Origin of the sequence: Clostridium intestinale (assembly GCF_035905475.1) — a bacterium.
Lineage (GTDB): Bacteria > Bacillota > Clostridia > Clostridiales > Clostridiaceae > Clostridium_T > Clostridium_T intestinale.
The window spans coordinates 4,317,066-4,341,235 of sequence record NZ_CP121166.1 but is presented as its reverse complement, the minus strand read 5'-3'; the positions used below and the strand labels follow the sequence as shown (position 1 = coordinate 4,341,235).

The following is a 24,170-nucleotide window of genomic DNA, read 5'->3' as shown; positions in this document are numbered from 1 at the left end:
AATATAAGAAGTAACGCCATAAGAAAAGTTAATAACTTTTCTTATGGCGTTATATAAAATGTTATTCAAAATTTTTTATATGATTTGATGATGAAAAAGAAAATATGGTTTCTTTTTCTGTTTCAATATATGCAACTTCCTTTTGTATATATTCTACAATATCTCTAGTTTCAAATCTCTTAAAGAACAATGCTACTTTTTCAAGCACATTTAATTCCTCTAAACTTAATCTTAAAATATCAACCTTGTCTTTTGAACATATTTTTAAATTTACAGCTTCTCCTACAAGTTCTTCTTCAACTTTAATAAATGGAAGGTTTATTATCTCATTAAAGGATATAGGACACATTCCTAACTGAAGATGCTCATAAACTAATCCTGTAATAGATGTGTTATATAATTTATATGAAAGAATATCTGAGTACCATAATAAATTCATTAGTTTTGCTTTGCTTAGAGGATTTATGTAATGAATAAAGTATCCAATAACAGAAACAATTTTCTCTATATTTAAAACCTTATACCCATTGAACTCTGAGGGTTCATCAAAATCAATATAACCATTTTTAATTTCCTCTATTTTTAAATGAAGATTTCCTTTTTTCTTAATAATCTCTTTAATATTGCTTTTGATTTGAATAAATCTATCTTCACTAAATCTATCCTTATGTTTTTCTAAAAGCATTAAAGTATAAGAAGGATTGATAAGTGTCATCCTCATCATATCATCATAAGTTTCATCCTGAATTAATTTTTTTTCATATCTCTGAACTGTCACATCTCCCCAACCAAATAGGTTTGAAAATTCTTTTTGGGTTAAATCGTAGATATCCCTAATACTTTTTATTTCATATGATGTTAATAATCCCATGACTTTCTTATATTTATCCTTAGACCTTAAACTATTCTCATCTGATACCTTATTAGGAATAAATTCTGACTTCTCTACAGTACAAAAATATACAGTCTCATCATATTCAACTTCTAAGTTTTTAACTATAGCTTTAGCCTTCCTATCTTTGATCTGTACTAAATGCTTACTATTGCAAAAAGGACACTCCTCAAGAATCTCATTTTTTTTCGTGTGAACTTCACTCATTTTAATATACCTTCTTTTCTCGTTATGATTCAGCACTTACATGTTTATAAATAACTCACTTCATTGTAAGTACTTTTATTATAGAAATAAAATTAAAAATCCTATCCCTTTGCAATATTATACTGTTAATTGATTGTAAATTCAAATGAAATAATTAATTGATAATAAGTAAAAAAAGGCAGAGAATTTTCTCTGCCTTAAATAAAACTTATTTTAACTTTCCACCCTCTACAACAAGCTCATCTGGACTAACCGAATCACCATAAACTGGTTTTAAAGTTTCTTCATATGCCTTGTGTATAAAGTTCTCTTTTCCTATAGTTTCAAGTTCTGAGTTTATCCAATTTAATAACTCTGTATCACCTTTTTTAACAGCTGGAGCTATTGAATCTATCCCACCTAAAGATGGAAGAGCCACTGTGAATCCTGGATTTGATTTCGCCCAAGCAAGAACTTCTGTGTTGTCATGTGCTAAACCTGCTCCACGTTTATCTTTCATGGCTTCAAAAGTTTCAGTATTTTGGTCAAACTTTAATAATTCTATTTCTGGATGATTTTTTGTGAAGTAATCTTCTGCTGTAGTTCCTTTGTTGACAATAAGTTTTTTACCTTTTAATTGATCAACAGATGTTATAGGTGCATCATCTGGAGATACAATTCCTAGAGAAACCTTCATATACGGATTAGCAAAATCTACTTTTTGCTTTCTTTCATCTGTAACTGTGAAGTTAGCCATTATTATATCTACTTTATTTGATTCTAAGTATGCAACTCTGTTAGCAGCTTCAACTAAAACAAATTCAACTTTTGATTCATCACCTAAAAGATCTTTAGCAAATCTTTTAGCTATTACTACGTCGAATCCTTGGTTTTTACCATTAGAATCTACATAACCAAATGGTGGCTTATCACTAAATACACCTATTCTTATTTTTCCGTTTGCTTTTATTTGTTCTATAGAAGATTTATTTGAATCAGTTGCTGGCGCTGATTTACTGCAACCTGCAAAAGCCCCCAATAAAACAGTTCCAGTAATTACAGCTGCTAAAATTTTTTTAATACTTTTCATTATTATTCATCCCCTCTTTTATTTAATATTGAAATATATTTAGAAAGCGCTTTGCGCGTTCAGTCTTTGGATTTGTGAAAAACTCTTCTGGAGTAGTTTCTTCACGAATGTTTCCTTCATCAATAAATACAATCTTATCAGCAACAGCTTTAGCAAATCCCATTTCATGAGTTACTATAACCATGGTCATACCTTGTTTTGCAAGTCCTAGCATAACATCTAAAACTTCCCTAACCATTTCTGGATCTAAAGATGCTGTTACCTCATCAAAAAGCATTATTTCCGGATTCATACATAAAGCTCTTACTATAGCTATTCTTTGCTTTTGTCCTCCTGAAAGCTGTCTTGGATAAGAATTCATTCTGTCTGCCAAACCAACTCTCTCTAATAATTGCTTAGCTTGCTCTAAAACTTCATTTTTATCTCTTTTTTGTACCTTTGTAGGGCCTAATAGTATGTTCTCTATAACTGTCATATTAGGAAACAGTTCGTAATTTTGAAATACCATACCTATCTTTTGACGAACCTCTCCCCAATTAACATTTTTATCTATAAGGTTATTACCATCTAACCTTATTTCCCCACCTTGTATTTCCTCAAGACCGTTAATACATCTTAGTAATGTACTTTTCCCACATCCTGATGGTCCTAAAATAACCACTACCTCACCTTTTGTTATCTCAAGATCAATATCCTTCAATATTTGTTTCCCATCATATCCTTTATTTAATTTACTTATTTCTAGTAATATCTCTTTACTATCTTTAACCACTTTAATTCCCCCTAGTTATTCCACTTAGCTTCTAACTTTTTAGATAATATGGATAATGGATAACATATTATAAAATATAATATGAATATAAATCCATAAACCCAAAAGGATGCTGTTGGAACTTTGAACCTTGAAACTTCTATAACCTGTTGTCCTATTTTTACTACTTCAATAACACCTATAAGTACTACTAAAGAAGTAGTTTTAACCATTCTTGTAGCTAAATTTATAGCACCAGGAAGCATTCTTCTTACAGCTTGAGGTATAAGAACATATCTATATAACATAAAGAAGTTAAGCCCTAATGCCTTAGCCGATTCTGTCTGATGTTTAGGTAGAGATTCTAAAGCACCTCTAACTATATCACCCATCTCTGCTGCTCCCCATAAGCTAAAAACAATTATTGAAATAAGTTCACCCTCTAAATGTATATTTAATACGCTTGTTACTCCAAAATAAAATATAAATAACCAAACAAGGATTGGAATTACCCTAAAAAGTTCTAAATAAAACCTGCAAATAACTCTAACAACCTTAGATTTTGAAGTCATAACTAATCCATAAATTATTCCTAATACAGAACCTATAACTATTGATATAAATGCAATTCTTGCTGTAACTAATAATCCACCAAGTAATCTTGTAAAGTTCATTCCATCAAAAATCACACTAAGACCCGAATTCAGCATATCTTACCTTCCTTTCTAGCCAGGTTAAAAATAAAGATAATGGTAAAAGTATTATTAGGTAAGATACTACTAACATTAGTAGAGATTCTACAGTTTGATAATACATTCCGATTAAATCTTTAGTAACATTCATCAGATCAACTATAGCTATAGCTCCTAAAATGGATGTTTCCTTAAGCAAAAATATACAATTCGCTCCTATAGCTGGTATGCTTACTGAAAAAGCTTGAGGAAGTATCACATATCTTGCAAGTTGAAACTTGGAAAGACCTATACTCATCCCGGATTCAAGTTGCGTTTTACTTACTGCCTCTATTCCACCTCTAAATGCCTCTGCCATATAACTCCCCCCTAAGAAAGAAAGTCCTATTATTCCACAGGTATTTTCACTTAAAACTAATCCCAATTTTGTTAATCCGTAATATAAGAAAAATAATTGGATTAACAACGGTGTATTACGTGAAAGCTCTATATATGCTTTTACTACTATATTTAAACCCTTAACCTTGTAATAATTTATAGCGCTACATATTATCCCAATGATAAATGAGCCTAATATTCCCCAAAAAGCAAGCTTTAAAGTCAATATCGCTGCTTGTTGGTATAATGGTATTTTTTCAACAATAAAATTCCAGTTAATAACCATGAATTTACCACCTTTTCACAGTCTAGTATTAATTAATAATTCCTATAGACTTAATATGATATATAGTTATATTATTCACAACTTATTTAATTGTCAATAAACACTAATTATTACTATAATTTATTTATTTAAATTTTATTAAATATATATTAACACTTCACCTTATTTGGTAGTATTTTCTTAATTTTTATCTGCTTTTTGTATTAATTAAATAATTCAACCCTTGTCCTATTAAATATTTTTATTATTCAGTAGAATAAAAAATAGAGCATAAAAATATGCTCTACCTAACTAATTATTTACATTTTCATAATTTTTTCTTTTTACTGAATACATTTCCCTATCTGCATTCTTTAATAAATCATCTACACTTGTTCCATCATCTGGGAAAACGCTTATCCCCATACTAGCTCTTATATTTAATTTATTACCGTTTATCTTCATTGGAATCTGTAGTCTTCCATTTATTCTATATATATACTTTTCTGCATCCATATAATTTTCTATATTAAATAATATTATTGCAAACTCATCTCCACCTAACCTAGCAACAATTCCCTCACCTTTAATACAATCTTTAATTCTGTTTCCAACTTCACACAAAACAAAGTCCCCAGCACCATGTCCAAAAGTATCATTAATATATTTAAATTCATCTAAATCACAAAATATAAGTGCTAATTTTTTGGGATCATTAACTTGAAGTCTTAGCTCTTCCTCTAAGGTTTCAACAAAATACTTTCTATTTACTAATCCTGTTAGTGCGTCATGATAAGCAAGATAAGTTATATATTCCTCTGCTTTTTTTCTTTCTGTAATATCATGGATAATTGCAAAAACCATAATCTTATCTCCACCCTTAATTGGAGACGGGTGAACCTCTACATTTCTCATTTCCCCGTTAGATAGTCTATGTGTTGTTTCAATTACAGTTACACTTTTATCTAATATATTTTTAAGATTATTACCTATATCTGAGTTACCTAAATTCTCAGCTCCATTTAGATCCGTAATTTTCATTTTTTCGAAATCTTCCTGATCATATCCATAAAACTTTTGAGCTGAAGTATTAGCGGAAAAAATATTTAAATTCTCAGGGTCTATCAAAAGCATTATAGCTGAGTGTTCACTAAACATTACACGAAACTTTTCTTCACTTACCCTCAGTTTTTCTTCTATTTCCTCATGTACATGTAACTCATATTCAAGCTTTTTAGTAAGGGTTATATCATGTCCAATAATAACAGTACTTATTACTTTCTTACTCTTTTCATCAATTATTTTTTTACAAGAAACATCCATAGGAATTTGTTTTCCTAATGCTGTTACACAATTAAGTTCCCGATATATATGTTTGTCATAGGGTGACTCTAGAACTATCTTTTTAACAGTTTCCTTTTCACTAAATAAATCTTCTATTCTCATATTCAAAATTTCACGCTGAGAGTAGCCAAGTAAACTAACAGTTCTCTTATTTATTTCTATTATTTCACCTGAAGGAGATACAAGAAAAAATAAATCCATCATTTCAGCTAATATTTCATCAAACAAAATATCTGAAGGTATTTTTAAAAGGTTGTATTTAATTATTGCATAATAAATTCCTAAAACCATTATTAAAGCATAAAATTGTCCCATAGCTGGCAGTATTCCAGCCTCTGACAAAAAATTAATTCCAAAGGATGCTGCACTACTTGACACTACTATAATAGCTTGTCTCTTTTTATTAAGTTCCAATTGTCTTTTGCCCCAGATAGCTATCACAATTAGTGAAAGAGATTGATAGGAAATATTATAAATAGTATTAACTAGCGAAAAAATAACATAAATAGAGTCGGTTGAACTTATACCTTCCCAATGTAAAAATACTCTAACGTATATTAGGAAAATAGATGGTACATATAAAAGTATTTGTAAGAGCTTATTCTTAAAAAGCTTATTATTAGTAAATCTTAATGCAATATGAAGAACAAATGTTGTAAAAGTGCACCACCCTATAGCAGCTAGCTTCATTAGCGGTTCTGATGCAAAAAAGGTTGGAATATTTCCTAAAAAATATCCTAGGGACCATATAGATAAACTTAAGCATAACAATAAAAACAGCTTAGTTTCTGCTGAACTAGTGCTTGACTTAAAGGTATGCACGCCTATAAACACATATATTATGAAAGTTAATAATGATAACGCAGCCACAAGATCCATTAGCAATCCTCCCCAGTAAGTATACGAAATCCTATTATATAACACCTTTTATTCTTATTCCCTAAATTATACCATTGGGTATATATTTTTTCTATATACCTTTTTATTTTAATATAAATTTTTTTTAAATATACATTATTAATTAAAATGAACACTTCAACGTTCATAAAAACCTCACTTCCATTATATTTATTATAGAAAAAATAAAATACTGCTAAAACAAAATTTTAACAGTATTTTACTACTTATGTTAACAGATTTGATTTAATGAACTTTTTAAATCCTCTTCTGCTGTGCTTATTGGTTTTATATTAAATGTATCAACTAAGTATTGTAGAACATTAGGAGATAAAAATGCTGGTAAACTTGGTCCAAGGTACATTCCCTTTATACCTAAAGATAATAATGCTAAAAGATCAGCAACAGCCTTTTGTTCATACCAAGAAAGTACAATAGTTAAAGGTAGTGAGTTTACATCTGTATCAAAAGCATCTGCTAAAGCTGTAGCTATTCTAACAGCCGAATATGCATCATTACATTGACCTACATCTAGTAGTCTTGGAAGTCCTACAACTGTACCAAAATCTAATTTATTAAATCTATATTTGCCACAAGCTAAAGTAAGAATTATGCAATCATTTGGTACCATTTTAGCAAAATCAGTATAGTAGTTTCTTCCTGGTCTTGCTCCATCGCATCCACCAATCAAGAAGAAATGTCTTATATTTCCCGCCTTAACTTCTTCAACTATCTTCTCTGCATGAGATAAAGTTGCATGATGACCAAAGCCTACTAATATTTCTTTCTTCTCTTCATCTTCCTTAAATCCACCTAACTCTAAGCTCTTTTCTATTATTTCACTAAAATCTTTTGTTTCATCTTCATTAGTCGGAATAAATTTTATACCATCCCATCCAACTACATTTGTTGTAAATATTCTATCTTTATAAGTTTCTCTTGGTCTCATTAAACAGTTAGTAGTCATCAAAATACATCCTGGTATATTATCAAACTCTTTTTGTTGGTTCTGCCATGCGCTACCAAAATTACCTACTAAATGTTTATATTTCTTTAATGAAGGATATCCATGAGCTGGAATCATTTCCCCATGAGTGTATATATTTATTCCTTTTCCTTCTGTTTGTTCTAATAACATCTCTAAATCTTTTAAATCATGTCCTGAAACAATAATAAATGGTCCTTTAACCCTATTTACATTTACCTTATGTGGTGATGGATTCTTATAAGTAGTAGTATTAGCTTCATCTAAAGTTCTCATTACTTCTACACTTATCTCTCCAGTTCTCATAGCCATTCTAATCAAATCTTCAAGACTTAGATTATCATTTGTCGTTGCCTCTAATCCCTTAAAATAAAACTCATCAACCTGATCACTGTGATAACCTAAATATCTTGCTTGATGGCCATAGGCACTTACGCCTTTTAATCCATATAATATAGTGGATCTTAATGATCTTATATCTGCATCAAGACTTTGATCATACATAATGCCTGCCTTTACAGAATCCTTAAGCATCTCTTCTTTTGTTTCACTTAGATTATAAGTACATTGATCGGGATATTCTCCTTCTGGAGCTTCATCTCTAAGTCTTTCCTTTATACTTTGTGATTCTTGTAACAGTTTTACATGAACTTCTGCATCAAAATTAACATTAGTTAAAGTTGTAAACAATCCATTCTCAACAAAAGAAACTATACTCTTATCTATCTTTTTTTCTTGCTCCATGATTTTCTTAGCATAACAAGATATTCCCTTTAACTGATAGATAAGTAGATCTTGAAGATTAGCTATCTCTGGAGTTTTACCACAAACCCCTGACTTAGTACAGCCTTTACCACCCATAGTTTGCTCACACTGATAACAAAACATTGAATTCTCCATAAAAATCCTCCTAAACACAATTAATTAAAATCACTACTATTATTTCCATCTATTGGGGAAATATACGCACCTCTAATCTGTAGAAGCGCTTTTCAGCTTCATCAAATCCTTCTAACCTTATTACTGTAGAGGCTTCTTCTCAAGCCTCATTAAAGTCATTCTTGTTAAGATTATGTTTAATAAAAAGTTAAATGCTTAAAAAGTTAAACATTTAAACATTTAAAAAGAAAAACATTTAAAAAGAAAAAAAGTTAATTGTTTTTATAAAAAAACAAGGCACCACTTGCGCCTTGTAGAATTCATTTTTAATTAATACTGTTATTTAGGTAGTCCTCTAACAGGTTTACTCATATCTTTATCTTCATCTGCATTTACAGGGTTTGCTGCTGATTTATTATTTTTATTTCTATAATAAGATTTTTCACCTGTTTTATTATTTTTACCAAGTTTTTGAGTCATTAAAATCACCTCCTTATCTATCTTTTGAAAAGCTTATGAAACTATCCCTGTTAAGTTTTGCTATAGATAATATTTTTATGGTATACAATTTAAATTTAAGAAAAAAATAAAAAAATATATAGATTTTTTAACAATACTTTGTTAAAATATTATTTATAGAGAATGATTATTTGTAAATAAAATATATTTATTATTTTGGAGGTAATTTTATATGAAGGTAGCAGTTATAGGTTGTACTCATGCAGGTACAGCTGCAATAGTAAATACAGCAAAAAAACATCCTGATGCAAAAATAACAGTATACGAAAGAAATGACAACATCTCTTTCTTATCTTGTGGAATAGCATTATATGTAGGTGGAGTGGTTAAAGATCCTCAAGGATTATTTTACAGTTCACCAGAGGCTTTAGCGGAACTTGGAGTTACAACTAAGATGTCTCATGATGTTTTAGATATTGATGTAGATAATAAAATCTTAAAAGTTAAGGATTTAACTTCTGGAGAAGAGTTTGAGGATAATTTTGATAAATTAATAATTACTACTGGGTCATGGCCAATAGTACCTAATATTGAAGGAATAGATTTAGACAATATACTTCTTTCAAAAAATTATGCTCATTCAAACACAATTATAGAAAAAGCTAAATCAGCTAATAGAATAGTTGTTGTAGGAGCTGGTTATATAGGTGTAGAGCTTGTAGAAGCTTTCGAAATGAACGGTAAAGAAGTTACTTTAATAGATGGTATGGATAGAGTTTTAAGCAAATATCTTGATAAAGAATTTACAGATACTGCTGAAGATGAATTTAGAAACCATGGAATTAAACTAGCTTTGGGAGAAACTGTAAGTAAATTTGAAGGAAAAGATGGTAAAGTAACTAAAGTTATAACTAATAAAGGTGAATATGAAGCTGATCTTGTAATTCTATGTATTGGATTTAGACCAAGTACAGCTCTATTTAAAGATAAGTTAGATATGCTTCCAAACGGAGCAATAATAGTGGATGAATATATGAGAACAAGTAAAGAAGGTATCTTTGCTGCTGGAGACTGCGCTTCAATAATATATAATCCAACAGGCAAAAGAGAATACATTCCACTTGCTACAAATGCAGTTAGAATGGGTACTTTAATAGGTAGAAATTTAGTAGAACCTACTACTAAATATATGGGTACTCAAGGAACCTCAGGAATAAAAATCTATGACTATAACATAGCTTCAACTGGTCTTACAGAAGCTTCAGCTAAAGCTACTGGACTAAAAGTAAAAACAGTATCAGCTACAGATAACTATAGACCTGAGTTTATGCCGACATTTGACTCAGCAACTGTTAAGGTTGTTTATGACGAGGAATCAGAAGTAATACTTGGTGCTCAAATAATATCTAAAACAGATTTAACTCAATTAATGAATACAATGTCTGTTGTTATTCAAAACAAAATGACTATAGATGAGTTAGCATTTGTTGATTTCTTCTTCCAACCACACTTTAACAAACCTTGGAGTTTACTAAATATAGTTGCTTTAAGTGCAAAATAGATAAAGAATAAATTTCCACATTAACTTTCCTTAGTTGATGTGGCATTTATTTAATATATCTTATTTTTCTCTATAGCTTCTTGCAAATATCTATACAATTCTCCTGTCATACCAAAACTTATAGGATTGTCTGGATTTTCACCGTGAAAGTTTTCAGCTGCTTTTACTATTTCCTTATCTTTATTTGTGATTTTATCCACAGCTTCAGTCCATATATTAACAAGTTTTTTAACTTCTTCATCCTCAAACTGTGTATTATTATCATAACACCTTTGAAGTCTATTTATAAAATCAGTCCATTCTTTTTGCATTTTTTCCTGTTCTTCATCTGTGAAGCTTCTTCGTATATTTTTCATCTTCTCTATTTGTTCTTCCGTAAAATGATTATACACTCCTACTTGCATCAATTGTATTACTTCTATAAACTTTTCTAAATCTACATCCTTATTGCCCTTAAGAAATTTATATAGTATTTCAAGTTCCTCACATAATTCCTGCTCTATTTTAATTTTTTCTTTAACTTTATCTAATTGATATTTAATTACTCCTGCAGGATTATAATTAGGTCTTTCAATAATATCTTTTACGTCTTCTAATCTTAACCCCAATTCTTTAAGGAATATTATCTGCTGAAGTTTTAATATATCTTCCTTTGTATATATTCTGTGATTTGAATCTGTAAACTCTGAGGGAGTAAGTAACCCTATATGATGATAATGGTGTAGTGCTCTTACTGTCATCCCTGTCCTTTTTGCTAACTCACCTATCTTTAAGCCTTCCTTTTCCATGCAAATTCCTCCTTCTATATAATTAGTATATATCCTAACCTTACGTCAGTTACAATCAAATTCTTAAAATTACCACTTGAACCTAACCTAACGTCAGGTTATAGAATTAAATTAGAGAAAGGAGCGTTGTTATGAAAGCAACTATTACTAAACTAATTACTAATGACAAGCAAGCAAGAATCTACATTTTAGATAATACTGATTTAATTCAAGAATTAGTTTCTTTAGAAAACTTCAATATAATTTCAAGGGAAGCTTTATCTACAACTTTTACCTTATCCAGCTTATTATGTGGATTATTAAAAGACAAACAAAGAGTAAGTATCCAGATTAATACTTCTACTCCTTCTAAATATATACGATGCGATGTAGATTCCTATGGAAATGTTAGAGGATATGCAAGTGAGGATTTAATAGATAATAAAGAAAAATTTAATTCTATCCATGAGCTTATTGGAAATAAGGGTATTATAAAGATGACTAAGGATATAGGTATGGGCTCCTTATTTACAGGAATTGTAGATATGCCTTATAAAAATATAGTTGATGACTTCTCCAATTACTTTTTAAAAAGTGATCAGGTAGAAACTGCTTTTAGGTATTATTATAAGGATGAAAATTCTAAAACCCTATATAGTAGAGGCATACTCCTTCAACCACTCCCTTTTTGCAATCCCGATTTATTGTCTAACTGGCTGGATTATATAGATAGAAATAAGTGTCTTTTTAATAACTCTTATTTTAATCCAAACACTATCTTACCTAATACTAAAGTAGTTGGAACTCAAGAAATACAATTATTCTGCGGCTGTTCACGAGAAATGTTTTTGGGGTTGTTATATTCTCTTGGTAATGAAGAATTAACCAGAGCTTTAAATGAAAAACAAAATATAGAAACTGTCTGTACTATATGTGGAAAAAAATATGTTTATGATGAAAATGATATTTCTTTACTTGTCAATAGATAAAGTCAGTAGGTTACACTAAGTGCTCAGTGTAACCTACTATTTATTTTATTACTTATCATCATATCCCACAACAGTCCATATTCCAGTGGAATCCTTTTTTATTAACCTTTTTAAATATACTTTTTTAATATTAGTCTTATTTGAATTTACTTCAACTATAGTTTCCTTTTCGCTGCTTTGGATAATCTTTAATTCTTTATCTTTGATTGGGTAGTATCCTGTAATACCTTCTGGCGAAACTTGCAGACTTACAAAAACCTGAGCTACAAAAACAGGATCAAGTTTCCATGGCGAATGACCTTCTTCAACGCTCTTTTGAGCTTCTTTTTCAATCTCTAGATTAATAGGAATCTTTATCTGTGGTTCAATTCTATCATCTTTGTAATTTGTTGAAATACTGTAAGTTATGATTTCACTTGCTATTGCTTCACTATTTATATTAAATAATACACCCAAAGCTACCACACAAATTAACCAATTTCTTTTTAACAATTTTATAACCATACTTGTATCCTCCATAGATAAATCTATTTTTATAGCTATGTCTTTAAAATAGTATTCTCTATGATATAAAAGCTTATGCTGATTACTAAAGCAAAAAAGCCATTACATTAATTTTTAATTAATATAATAGCTTAACTTGTCATTAGATATTCATAAACAATACTCACATCTGAATTATTTAGTTTTATATCTATTTTTAGCTTTATTCTTCAATTTCACACCAATAGTCGAATTTATGAATAATGTAATCATAGATTCTTTTGTTGCTTTATCATCAACGAAAATATTATGTCTTTTACATAACTTACTTAAATCTGATTTAGTAAGTTCGCTATTTTTCATATATGAAGTAGCACTTTTTACGCTATCCATAACCATTATACGTTTATATATTTCATCAGTGTTCATGATTTTACCTCTACATTCTTAAGTTGTTCTTATTTACTTGAATTAGTATATCATTTAACCTTATTATTTTTCAACATCATATTTATCACTATAAGCACTTAGACTTTCAATAAATACCTTTGAAATCATTGACAGAGATATGTCTTTGGATATTAGATATGAAAAATGTCTTTTAAAACTATTATCTACTTCTATTATTGATACTTCTTTATTTTTATATGCTTCTTTTGCTACATAGTTAGAAATAAGAGTTACACCTAACCAATTTTTCACAGCTTCCTTTATTGCATAATTACTTCCAAGCACCATAATATTTCTTGGAACTATCTCATTAGTTGTTAGAAATATATCTAAATATTCTCTAGTTCCTGATCCAAATTCTCTACTTATCCATCTTAAGTTTTGCAGTTTATCATATGTAAACTCATCTTTTGTTAGAGGATGATTGTAAGGAACCATTAAAACCATGTTATCCTCTAAAAAATATTCTTGCTTAAAATCATGTGAAGAAACAATTCCCTCAATAAGTCCAAAGTCTAACTTTAGATTTCTAACTCCTTCACATATACTTGCAGTATTTTCAATTATAACTTCTATCTCAATATCTGGATAATCCATGGAAAACTGTTTTAAAAAATTAGGAAGAAAATACTCACCTATGGTAAGACTTGATCCTATCTTTATGTGCCCCTTTAGTGAACTAGATATATTTTTAAGTTCATTTGTTGTATTCTCAACTAATCTAAAAATTTCTTTTGCTCTTCTATAAAGCAACCTTCCACTTTCAGTTATTATAATATTTTTCTGCCTTGAGGATCTAGTAATGAGTGTTGTATTAAAATATTTTTCTAGATTTTTTATATGTAAACTTACGCTTGGCTGAGATAATTTTATCATTTCTCCTGCCTTAGTGAAGTTCTCTTGTTCTACTACAACCATAAAAGTTTTTAGCTCTTCTAACATCCTACCCCCTACATCCTTTCATAATATTAAATTCCTTTTAAGTAATTGCATTATAGCATTTTCTCCTAATATAAACTACAAAAAAGCTATCGCTAACAAATTTAATCTGTTAATACGATAGCTTATTTAAAATATATGTTTTTATCTTACAAAACTAGTAAATATCTTATCTTCTTTTTCTGGTTCTTGAACATTATCTTTACCATTCTCAACTAACTTCATTAACCAAGCCATGTTCTTCCCTAATGTTCTCATTATTTGAGTTCCTTCTCCATCTTCAACTACATCTCCTGGTTTAGTTCCATGAATTACATTCCAATAGCTTGAAGTAGGTACAAGCATTTCTGAATAGTTTATAAAGTTATTTAATTGTTGGAAAGTTGGAAGTCCACCTGAACGTCTAACTGCAACAACAGCTGCTCCAACCTTATGTCTAAATAAATTTCCATTACTGCTTGCAACATAGAAAGCTCTATCTAAAAATGATTTCATAGTTCCAGCTATTCCTGAATAATGTACTGGTGAGCCAAGTAATATACCATCAGCTTCTTTCATTTTTTGAACCCAGACATTTAAGAAGTCACCTTGCAAAACACATTTTTCATCCTTATTTCTTCCACAACCACCACAAGCCATACATCCTCTTATAACTTGATTTCCCACGTGGACAATCTCTACTTCTATACCTTCTTTTTCTAATTCATCAGCAACTAATTTAAGTGCTTGATAAGTGTTTCCTTCTTTTTTTGGGCTTCCATTAAAAGCAACAACTTTCATTAAAACTCCTCCTAATAACTTAATATAGTTTTTAGTTTACTCCAATATAATTTTATGGACAAGTACGCACTTTTAGGTAAGTCTCATATTTATTTTTTCTTCTTGCTATTTTTTTCTTTCTAAATGATTTCTTCTTTGATACAATATTTATAATTTCTAATCTTTACGATTAATTTTTAAGGGGGCTAAAAAAATGAGTGAAAGAAAATTAAGTTTTGAAACCTTACAGGTTCATGCAGGACAAGTTCCTGATCCTACTACTGGAGCTAGGGCTGTTCCAATTTATCAAACGACTTCTTATGTATTTAATAACGCAGATCACGCTGCTAATCTATTTCAGCTAAAGGAATCAGGAAATGTTTATACAAGAATAATGAATCCTACAACTGATGTATTTGAAAAAAGAGTTGCAGAACTTGAAGGTGGGGTTGCTGGGCTTGCAACTGCTTCTGGTCAATCTGCCATACTTTATTCTATTCTAAATGTTGCAAGTGCTGGAGATGAAATAGTTGCTGCCGCTACTTTATATGGCGGAACCTATGAATTATTTTCAGTTACTTTAAAGAAACTAGGAATTAATGTTATATTTGTAAATCCAGATAATCCAGAAAACTTCAGAAAAGCTATTACAGATAAAACTAAAGCTCTTTATGGCGAAACGATAGGAAATCCTAAAATCAATGTTTTAGATATCGAAGCAGTAGCTAATATAGCACATGAAAACAATATTCCACTTATAATAGACAATACTTTTGGAACTCCATATTTAATTAGACCTATAGAATATGGTGCTGATGTAGTAGTTCATTCAGCTACAAAGTTTATAGGGGGACATGGAACTACACTTGGAGGAATTATTGTTGATGGAGGAAACTTTGATTGGGCTGCTAGTGGCAAATTCCCTGACTTCACAACTCCAGATAAAAGCTATAACAATCTAGTTTATGCATCTTTAGGTGCACCTGCTTTTGCTTTAAAGGCAAGAGTTCAATTATTAAGAAATACAGGTGCTGCACTTAGTCCACAAAGCGCTTTCTATTTACTTCAGGGACTAGAAACTTTATCTTTAAGAGTTGAGAGACATGTATCTAATACAAGAAAAATAGTTGAGTACTTAGGTAATCACCCTAAAGTTTCTTGGATTAATTATCCTGAACTTGAATCTAGTCCATATAAAACACTTGCAGATAAATACTTACCAAAAGGGTCTGGTTCAATATTCACTTTTGGAATTCACGGTGGTCTTGAAGCCGGAAAGAAATTTATTAATAGCTTAGAATTATTCTCTTTACTTGCAAATGTTGCAGATGCTAAGTCATTAGTAATTCATCCATCAAGCACAACTCATTCAGAACTTACTGAAGAAGAGCAAATAGCTGCTGGAGTTACTCCAGATCTTATAAGACTTTCAATCGGTATCGAAGGTGTTGATGACTTAATTTACGATCTAGAACAAGCTCTTTCAAAAATATAGGTAAAAAAGCAAGAAGTTTATCTTTATAAATAGAAAACTTCTTGCTTTATTTTTATAGTTCTTTTTTACATTTTATCACTAGATTCTTCAATTTCATCCTCCTTTATATCTGTTTTTCTACCAAAAGGATTATGATGATTTTCCTCATTGCTTTGATGATTAAAGCCTCTTCTTCTATCACAATGCTCTAAAAATCCTCTTCTACCCATATGAGGATGATTATGATGGTGCATTTCGTGTTCGATCTCATCTGTATCACCAAACTCTTTTTCTAATTCCACAATTATACGTCCTAAATAATCTTTAAGATTACTTTGCTCAGCCTCATTTAAACACTTGAATAAATCCTCAGTATTATCCTCTTGTTCTTTTTCATTGGTTGCTGCTTTTCCTTCTTCTGTTAGACGAATAATCATAGCACGACGATCTTCCTCTGAAGGTGTTCTAGTTATATATCCGTTTCTCTCTAATTTTGCTAAAAGCTCCCCTAATGACTGTGATCTTATATCCAAAATATTCGCTAATTCCTTCTGAGTAATTTCTGGTTTTAATTTCAATAAGGCTAACACTCTTCCTTGACCTCTGTGAATATCCGCCATAGGTCCATGATTTTTATGATTTTTGAAATGATGTTTATGCATTAACCACTGAAGTCTAGCTAACTGTTTAATTAAATCATTATTATTTTTTTCCATGTTTTTATCTCCTTTAATAATATACTAAGGTACCTTCTTTAATTTAATTATAAAGGTACCTTAGTATATTGTCAATGCTCCTTATTAAATTAAAGTAAAAAAGTCCACTGCACTTCCGCAATGGACTTTTAACTATTTCATTATCTTACATATATTATTTGTAAACTCTACAGGATCATTTATAGATAATCCTTCTATAAGTAAAGCTTGATTATATAATAGACCTGTAAATAAACTTAATTTATCTTTATCATTTTCAAAAGCTTGTTTTAAAGAATTAAATACGTCATGATGTACATTAATTTCTAAAACTTTATCTGCCTTAACATTTTCATTATTAGGCATAGAGTTTAATATTTTTTCCATCTCAATTGAAAGTTCACCATCATTTGATAAACATACTGGATGATTTTTTAGTCTTTTTGAAGCTCTAACATCTTTAACTTTGCCAGCTAAAGCAGTTTTCATGTATTCAAATAAGTCTTTATTATCTTTTTCTTCTGCTTCATTAGATTCTTTATTTTCTTCTGATTCTATTCCTAAATCTCCACTTGATATAGATTTAAATTCTTTTTCCTTATAGTTCATAAGCATTCTTATAGCAAATTCATCTATATCATCTGTGAAATATAATACTTCATAATCCTTATCTAATAGAAGTTCTATTTGTGGAAGCTTTTCTATTCTTTCTTTTGATTCTCCAGCAGCATAATAAATATATTTTTGATCTTCTTTCATTCTACCAACATACTCAGCTAAAGTTACCATCTTTTTCTCTTTTGAAGAATAGAACATTAGTAGATCTTGTAGAACATCTTTATTACTTCCAAAATCGCTGTAAACTCCAAACTTTAATTGTCTTCCAAAAGATTCATAGAACTTATCATAATCTTCTCTTTTATTCTTTAATAAGCTTTCTAACTCACCTTTTATCTTAGACTTAATATTTTTAGCTATTAGTTTAAGTTGTCTATCATGTTGTAAAATTTCTCTTGATATATTAAGAGATAGATCTTCTGAGTCTACTATACCTTTTACAAAGCTAAAATAGTCTGGTAAAAGATCAGCACATTTATTCATTATCATTACGCCATTTGAATATAATTCTAGACCTTTTTCATATTCTTTTGTGTAAAAGTCAAATGGTGTTTTTTCAGGAATATATAATATAGCATTATAGCTTATAGCTCCATCAACGCTAGTGTGTATATATTTTAATGGTTTATCAAACCCATAGTGTTTTTCTGAATAGAAATTATCATAATCTTCTTTAGTAAGTTCATTTTTATTTTTTCTCCATATAGGAACCATACTATTTATAGTTTGTTCTTCTATATATTCATCAAACTCATTTTCTGTACCCTCTTTTGGTTTTCTACCTGTTATATCCATCTTAATAGGGTATCTAATGAAGTCAGAGTATTTTTTGATTACTGATTTTAATTTATACTCTTCTAAATATTCATCAAAGTTCTCATCTTCTGAGTTTTCTTTAATCTTAAGAGTAATTTCTGTACCATAAGAAGCCTTTTCAGCAGGTTCAATAGTATATCCATCTACACCTTTTGACTCCCATTTATAAGCTTCATCACTACCAAAGGCTTTACTTATAACAGTAACTTCATCAGCTACTAAAAATGCTGAATAAAATCCAACACCAAACTGACCTATAATATCATATCCATCTTTAAGTTCATTTTCTTTTTTGAAATTTAGGGAACCACTTTTAGCTATAACACCAAGGTTATCATCAAGTTCTTCCTTTGTCATTCCTATACCTGTATCAGTAAGTTTAATTGTTCTGCTTTCTTTATCAGCAGTTACCTTGATAAAGTAATTGTCCTTATCAAAGGTTATAGAGTCATCTGTTAGTGCCTTATAATAAATTTTATCAATGGCGTCACTAGCATTAGAAATAAGCTCCCTTAAAAAAATCTCCCTGTGAGTGTAAATAGAGTTAATCATAAGGTCCAAAAGTCTCTTGGATTCTGCTTTAAATTGTTTTGTTTCCAACGCAAATCTCTCCTCTCGCTATAAAACTACGCTTCTTACTCGTAGTTAGTTAATTTTATTAGCACTCTATACAATAGAGTGCTAATCCCTACTTTTTATATACCACTTTTTGAATTTTATGTCAAGGGTTCGCTTATATACTTAATTATTATTGGAAATAAAGCTATTACGCTTATTACTCTAACAAGCTGTAAAACTGCTACCTTAGGGGTATCCGCTCCAAGTTCATCAGCTATTAGTGTCATATCTGACATTCCACCTGGCGCACTAGAAAATAATGCTGTTGTTATTTCTAAATTACTATTTCTACTTATTAAAAATCCTAGGGCTAAGTTTGTAATTATTATCCCCACAAGTATCATAAGCGCTGGAAACAGAATGTCCCCTATACCTATTAAGTCATTAAAGGTCATCCTTTCTCCTATTAATGCTCCTGCACACATTTGAGTTATTCTCCTAAGTGTAAGTGGCATATATCCTCTGCTTGAAAGTATATTAAAAACTCCAACTGATATCATAGAAAAAGTCATAGCTCCAGCAGGAATTTTTAGAAGATAACCTATTGTTCCAAAAATTCCTCCTACAGCTAATGTCATAAATAGATTCTGTATATTACTATTGTTCATATTTTCTTCTTTTTCAACTTTAGTTTTATCTTTTACTATACATACTCCCAGTTTATTACATATCAACTTTAACAAGGATGGCAATATAAGCATTACCCCCATGAGCCTAACTAATTGTAATATTGCAACCTTGGATGTATCAGCTCCTAAATCACTACTTATAATCGACATATCTACAATTCCACCTGGAGCACAAGCAAAAAGAGACGTAACTAAATCAATTCCAGTAAGTTTATGCATTAAATATCCCATAATGAGATTTATTGATATCATACCTAAAGTTATTATTACCGCAGGCTTTATTATTGATTTCAGACTTATAATATCTTTATAAGTTATTCCAGCTCCAACAAAAGCTCCTGCTGCTATCTGTGTGACTATTTTCGCATTTACTGGGAAATAAGCCTTTCCTAAAACTATATTAAAAATTGCTACTGAAATCATAGCTCCTATCATTGCTCCAGCTGGAACTTTTAATTTTAGTGCTATTGTTCCTCCTACTATTGCTACTAATAGTGTTAATAATAAATTCTGCAAATCTATATCCCCCTTGTAAATTTTATGGAACTACCCCCCCCCCTATCATAATACCTATCCTATTACTGTACGTCAAATTAACAAATAAAAAGTCCCCTCTAGATTTTACTCTAAAGGGGAATTATCTATTAAGCTACTTTCAAATTTTCATTACTTTTTTTCTCTTTTTGTAAAGTATTAATAATAGCTCTTATAACTAGACCTCCACATAAAAATGCTAACATAAATATTAATAGTATAAAGATATCCTTATTAAACACTACAGAATTTATTCCGCTAGTTACCATTCTTAGTATAGATACAGCATAAGTCATAGGTATATATTCGTTTATTATTTTAAAGAAAGTTGGTGCTGTTTCTATTGGGAAAGTTCCTCCTGATGAAGCTAACTGCAATAGGAATATAATAAACATTATTGGTGTTGCCACAATTCCTATAGCATGTGAAGCTCCATACATCACACTAAAGTATACAACAGATATAAACATATTTGTTATGAAGAAAGTTGTCATGGATACTGTGTGTATATTTAATCCCTTAGTAAGCACTACGCTTACTAATAAAGCTTGAACAACTGCTATTACTGTACCTAATACAAACTTTCCTAAAAAGCTGTTAAAGAACTTGCCTTTTATTAAATCAAATTTCTTAACAAGTGATAATAAAAGGGTAATAAACATTGCTCCTAACCATAAAGATAATGATACAAAATAAGGAGCTAATCCTTCACCATAATATTCTACATTATTTATAGTATTTTCATTTAATACCACTGGCTCCTTTACAAAGTCGGCCATATTATCTGATGTAAATTTAAAATTATTAGTCATATCTGTATATCCACTGTTTAGACCATTTTTTAATTCTTTACTTCCTTCATTTGCATCATTTAAGCCAGAGTTTAAAGTATTCGCACCATTACTTAGTTGTGATAATCCACTACTTAATTCTCCTGTTTTATCAGCAGCAGTATTTAATCCCTGCAGTATTTGTCCACTTCCATCTTTTAATGAACTTGTCCCGGCAATTAATTGATCTACTCCTGCTGCTGCCTGTATTTGACTTGCTTCAAGGCCTTTCACAAGTTCAGAAGTACCATCAGCCACTTGTTTTGCTCCACCTTTAAGTGTACCTAGTCCATCTACTAAAGGCTGTAGTGAATTAGCTGATTGACTTAATGGATATGCTATATTACTACTTATATCCTTACTTTTAACACCATCTAAAATAGCCTGAGCCTTCATAAGAGTAGCAACATCTAAAATTCCGGTTGTTTTATAAGTTTCTAAAACTGATGCTATTAAAGCATCTGAAGTATTTATATAACTCGATACATCCTTAATTCCAGTAGCTGCACTATTTAAGTTTTGAGATAGCTTAATGTTTGCGTCACTGGCTTTACTGTATATAGAACTTGCCCCATCAGAAACTCCCTTTGCTCCAGCTACAAGTTGATCTACTTTATCATTTTTTTGAGTTAATCCTTGTTTAAGCTGGTTCAATCCAATACTTAAAGAGTTTATTCCATTATAAACTTGGCTTTCACCCTTTGCTGCATCTTTTAGTCCCTTTTGTAGTTCTCCTGATCCGTTGGATGCTTTAATTAGTCCATTTGATAAATCTTTACTTCCATCGTAAAGTTGTTGAGTTCCATCTTGAAGTTTATTAGCTCCATCACTAGCATCTCCTAATGACTTTTTAATATCATACAAATTGTCAACAAGTGCTTTTGAAGTTTCCTCTTGTATATTTTCTGCTATTTCTGATTTTATACTTGTTGCTACTTTTTCAGATATTTGTGAGAATATATAGTTTCGCCCTTTGTTAGCTTCATAAATTATCTCAGGTTTATTAAAAACACCATCTTTTGAGTCTGCAATCTTTTGGGAAAAATCCTCTGGTATGACTATCATTGCATAATATTTATTACCCTCAACCCCAGCCTTTGCGTCATCATAATTTACAAAATTCCACTGAACCTTTTTATTATCTTTTAGGTTGTCTTGTAAGTCTTGTCCTATATTATACTTCTTATTATCTTTTACTATAGGCTTATCCATACTTACAAACGCTACAGGCACATTATCTAATTTACCATAGACATCCCAAAATGCGCTTAAATAAATAGAGGAATATAGCATAGGTATAAGTGTTACAGCAATTACAGATATAATTAAAATTCCTATAACAGATTTTTTAGCAGTAAATTTATTAGTTTTATTCATGTTCCTTCCTCCTTTTATTCATAAACCGACTGGTCAGTTTCAATTAAACAACTTTTGAAGGAACCTGTCAACATTAGTAATCATTTTCAATTATGAACTAATATTTAAATTTTTATTACCTTTTAAGACATAGATTTACATAGGTTTATAAAAAAATAAAACCCTTGAAATTCAAGGGTTTTATTTATTAATTCAAAGTCCTTTTTAAGAACTCTCTGGTACGTTCTTGTTTTGGATTATTAAATATTTCTTCTGGTAGACCTTCTTCTGCTATAACGCCTTTATCCATAAACACTACACGATCAGATACCTCTTTAGCAAATCCCATTTCATGAGTTACTACCATCATAGTAAGTCCTGATTCTGCAAGTTCTTTCATAACCTTTAGAACTTCGCCTACCATTTCTGGATCAAGAGCTGATGTTGGTTCATCAAAAAGAATAACATCTGGTTCCATAGAAAGAGCTCTAGCAATAGCAACTCTCTGTTTTTGTCCACCAGATAATTGTCTTGGTTTTGCATTTATAAAACGCTCCATACCTACAACTTGTAAATATTTCATGGCTACTTTCTCAGCCTCTTCTTTACTTCTTTTTAAAACCTTCATTTGTCCTACAGTACAGTTACTTAGAACATCATGATTGTTAAATAGATTAAACTGTTGAAATACCATGCCTAGCTTTGTACGATATGCACGTGTATCATGTTCATCATGTAAAATATCTTTTCCTTTATATATTATCTCACCACCACTTGGTTTCTCCAAAAGGTTAACGCAGCGAAGAAGAGTAGACTTACCTGAACCCGATGATCCTATGATACAAACAACTTCTCCTTTATTTACTGAAAAATCAATATCTTTTAAAACTTCATGAGTTCCAAAGGATTTATTTAAATGTTTAATATCAATTATTTTTTCCATACTTATCTCCTTTGTCCTTAAATCCTTAACCTAATTATTTTGGTTTCTGCGTAACATATCTTCTGGTGTTTCAACTTGCATTTGGTTTGCATACATAATATAGTTGTCCGGACCATCTATTTTTCTCTCGATAAATCTTAGTATTCTTGTTACTGCAAAAGTCATTATAAAATACATAACACTAGCAATAAAAAACGTTGCAAAAAACTTATAATTAATTCCTGCTACAGATTTTGCTTGGAAAAATAACTCAGTTACAGATATTACACTAAGAACAGATGTATCCTTTATATTTATAACAAACTCATTACCTGTAGCTGGTAATATATTTCTAATAACCTGTGGTAATACTACATTAATCATAGTTTGAACATGACTCATACCTATAGCATGTGCTGCTTCAAACTGTCCTTTGTCAATAGAAACTATTCCTCCGCGGACAATTTCTGACATGTACGCTCCTGTATTTATAGATACTATAAATATACCTGCATATATTCTGTTCATATCTATCCCAAAAGCTAAAGCTGATCCATAATAAATTACCATCGCTTGTACTATCATAGGGGTTCCACGGAATACTTCTATGTAAATAGATAAGATAGCATTAACAACTTTTAGAACTGCCTTCTTTATACCTCTTTCAGGTACAGGAATAGTTCTAACCATTCCCACTAACAACCCTATAATAGATCCTAAGATTGTACCAATAATAGAAATTAATAAAGTCATACCAGCTCCACGTAAAAACATAGGCCAGTTATTTGAAAAGATTTTTACAATATCCTCAAAAGTCATTTTTTCACTCCTTTAATTTATCTGACGTCTAGCCACTGTAATACCTCTGGTTGGAGATAACATTGGCACGACTCTAGATAGGTTCAACTAAAA

The 24,170-nt window shown here is 30.3% G+C and carries 22 protein-coding genes; 3 read left to right on the top strand and 19 right to left on the bottom strand.

Annotated elements, in window-relative coordinates; all coding sequences use genetic code 11:
* Nucleotides 1–61: 61 nt before the first annotated feature.
* The 8 genes from P8F83_RS21925 to P8F83_RS21890 all read right to left on the bottom strand — a co-directional run bounded on the left by P8F83_RS21925 (nt 62) and on the right by P8F83_RS21890 (nt 8,839).
* Nucleotides 62–1,099, bottom strand: coding sequence for a type II TA system antitoxin MqsA family protein (locus P8F83_RS21925; RefSeq protein WP_326512669.1), 1,038 nt, complete (start codon nt 1,097–1,099; stop codon nt 62–64).
* A gap of 208 nt (nt 1,100–1,307) precedes the next feature.
* Nucleotides 1,308–2,168, bottom strand: a complete 861-nt coding sequence (locus P8F83_RS21920) for a cysteine ABC transporter substrate-binding protein (RefSeq protein WP_315110236.1) — start codon at nt 2,166–2,168, stop codon at nt 1,308–1,310.
* A 22-nt stretch (nt 2,169–2,190) separates the two neighbouring features.
* Nucleotides 2,191–2,940, bottom strand: a complete 750-nt coding sequence (locus P8F83_RS21915) for an amino acid ABC transporter ATP-binding protein (protein WP_021803407.1) — start codon at nt 2,938–2,940, stop codon at nt 2,191–2,193.
* A gap of 11 nt (nt 2,941–2,951) precedes the next feature.
* The gene (locus tag P8F83_RS21910) at nt 2,952–3,629 is read right to left on the bottom strand and encodes an amino acid ABC transporter permease (protein WP_073019392.1); all 678 of its coding nucleotides are present in this window, start codon (nt 3,627–3,629) and stop codon (nt 2,952–2,954) included.
* Entirely contained in the window at nt 3,610–4,275 is a 666-nt protein-coding gene (locus tag P8F83_RS21905; protein ID WP_238902116.1) for an amino acid ABC transporter permease, read from the bottom strand. Before P8F83_RS21905 ends, P8F83_RS21910 begins: the two co-directional genes overlap by 20 nt.
* A 291-nt stretch (nt 4,276–4,566) precedes the next feature.
* Nucleotides 4,567–6,477, bottom strand: a complete 1,911-nt coding sequence (locus tag P8F83_RS21900) for a diguanylate cyclase domain-containing protein (protein ID WP_326512668.1) — start codon at nt 6,475–6,477, stop codon at nt 4,567–4,569.
* Between the two features lie 250 nt (nt 6,478–6,727).
* On the bottom strand, nt 6,728–8,380 hold the full coding sequence (gene hcp, locus P8F83_RS21895; RefSeq protein WP_326512667.1) for a hydroxylamine reductase: 1,653 nt from the start codon (nt 8,378–8,380) through the stop codon (nt 6,728–6,730).
* A 318-nt stretch (nt 8,381–8,698) separates the two neighbouring features.
* Nucleotides 8,699–8,839, bottom strand: coding sequence for a hypothetical protein (locus P8F83_RS21890; protein ID WP_175550890.1), 141 nt, complete (start codon nt 8,837–8,839; stop codon nt 8,699–8,701).
* A 211-nt stretch (nt 8,840–9,050) separates the two neighbouring features.
* Between P8F83_RS21890 and P8F83_RS21885 the strand changes: the two genes are divergently transcribed.
* Nucleotides 9,051–10,379, top strand: coding sequence for an FAD-dependent oxidoreductase (locus P8F83_RS21885; protein WP_326512666.1), 1,329 nt, complete (start codon nt 9,051–9,053; stop codon nt 10,377–10,379).
* A gap of 50 nt (nt 10,380–10,429) precedes the next feature.
* On the opposite strand, the gene P8F83_RS21880 is transcribed toward P8F83_RS21885, so the two are convergent.
* A complete protein-coding gene (locus P8F83_RS21880) occupies nt 10,430–11,167 on the bottom strand; it encodes a MerR family transcriptional regulator (protein WP_326512665.1) in 738 nt (245 codons plus the stop codon).
* 131 nt (nt 11,168–11,298) lie between these two features.
* Between P8F83_RS21880 and P8F83_RS21875 the strand changes: the two genes are divergently transcribed.
* The gene (locus P8F83_RS21875; RefSeq protein ID WP_326512664.1) at nt 11,299–12,135 is read left to right on the top strand and encodes an Hsp33 family molecular chaperone HslO; all 837 of its coding nucleotides are present in this window, start codon (nt 11,299–11,301) and stop codon (nt 12,133–12,135) included.
* Nucleotides 12,136–12,183: 48 nt separating this feature from the next.
* On the opposite strand, the gene P8F83_RS21870 is transcribed toward P8F83_RS21875, so the two are convergent.
* The 4 genes from P8F83_RS21870 to P8F83_RS21855 all read right to left on the bottom strand — a co-directional run bounded on the left by P8F83_RS21870 (nt 12,184) and on the right by P8F83_RS21855 (nt 14,787).
* A complete protein-coding gene (locus P8F83_RS21870; RefSeq protein WP_326512663.1) occupies nt 12,184–12,639 on the bottom strand; it encodes a hypothetical protein in 456 nt (151 codons plus the stop codon).
* Between the two features lie 174 nt (nt 12,640–12,813).
* On the bottom strand, nt 12,814–13,047 hold the full coding sequence (locus P8F83_RS21865) for a hypothetical protein (RefSeq protein WP_073019385.1): 234 nt from the start codon (nt 13,045–13,047) through the stop codon (nt 12,814–12,816).
* Between the two features lie 63 nt (nt 13,048–13,110).
* Complete coding sequence (locus P8F83_RS21860) at nt 13,111–14,010, bottom strand: LysR family transcriptional regulator (RefSeq protein WP_326512662.1); 900 nt, start codon at nt 14,008–14,010, stop codon at nt 13,111–13,113.
* Between the two features lie 141 nt (nt 14,011–14,151).
* The gene (locus tag P8F83_RS21855; protein WP_326512661.1) at nt 14,152–14,787 is read right to left on the bottom strand and encodes a flavodoxin family protein; all 636 of its coding nucleotides are present in this window, start codon (nt 14,785–14,787) and stop codon (nt 14,152–14,154) included.
* A 193-nt stretch (nt 14,788–14,980) separates the two neighbouring features.
* Between P8F83_RS21855 and P8F83_RS21850 the strand changes: the two genes are divergently transcribed.
* Nucleotides 14,981–16,261, top strand: coding sequence for an O-acetylhomoserine aminocarboxypropyltransferase/cysteine synthase family protein (locus tag P8F83_RS21850; RefSeq protein WP_326512660.1), 1,281 nt, complete (start codon nt 14,981–14,983; stop codon nt 16,259–16,261).
* 65 nt (nt 16,262–16,326) lie between these two features.
* Here P8F83_RS21850 and P8F83_RS21845 read toward each other — a convergent pair whose 3' ends face one another.
* The 6 genes from P8F83_RS21845 to P8F83_RS21820 form a co-directional block, all read right to left on the bottom strand.
* On the bottom strand, nt 16,327–16,956 hold the full coding sequence (locus P8F83_RS21845) for a MarR family winged helix-turn-helix transcriptional regulator (protein WP_326512659.1): 630 nt from the start codon (nt 16,954–16,956) through the stop codon (nt 16,327–16,329).
* A 132-nt stretch (nt 16,957–17,088) separates the two neighbouring features.
* Nucleotides 17,089–18,969, bottom strand: coding sequence for a molecular chaperone HtpG (gene htpG / locus P8F83_RS21840; protein WP_326512658.1), 1,881 nt, complete (start codon nt 18,967–18,969; stop codon nt 17,089–17,091).
* Between the two features lie 116 nt (nt 18,970–19,085).
* A complete protein-coding gene (locus P8F83_RS21835) occupies nt 19,086–20,132 on the bottom strand; it encodes an AbrB family transcriptional regulator (protein WP_326512657.1) in 1,047 nt (348 codons plus the stop codon).
* Nucleotides 20,133–20,260: 128 nt separating this feature from the next.
* On the bottom strand, nt 20,261–22,357 hold the full coding sequence (locus P8F83_RS21830) for a YhgE/Pip domain-containing protein (RefSeq protein WP_326512656.1): 2,097 nt from the start codon (nt 22,355–22,357) through the stop codon (nt 20,261–20,263).
* Nucleotides 22,358–22,544: 187 nt separating this feature from the next.
* Nucleotides 22,545–23,279 (bottom strand): amino acid ABC transporter ATP-binding protein, encoded by a 735-nt coding sequence (locus tag P8F83_RS21825; RefSeq protein ID WP_021803422.1) that lies wholly within the window; start codon nt 23,277–23,279, stop codon nt 22,545–22,547.
* Nucleotides 23,280–23,309: 30 nt separating this feature from the next.
* Complete coding sequence (locus P8F83_RS21820) at nt 23,310–24,077, bottom strand: amino acid ABC transporter permease (protein WP_326512655.1); 768 nt, start codon at nt 24,075–24,077, stop codon at nt 23,310–23,312.
* Nucleotides 24,078–24,170: the final 93 nt, after the last annotated feature.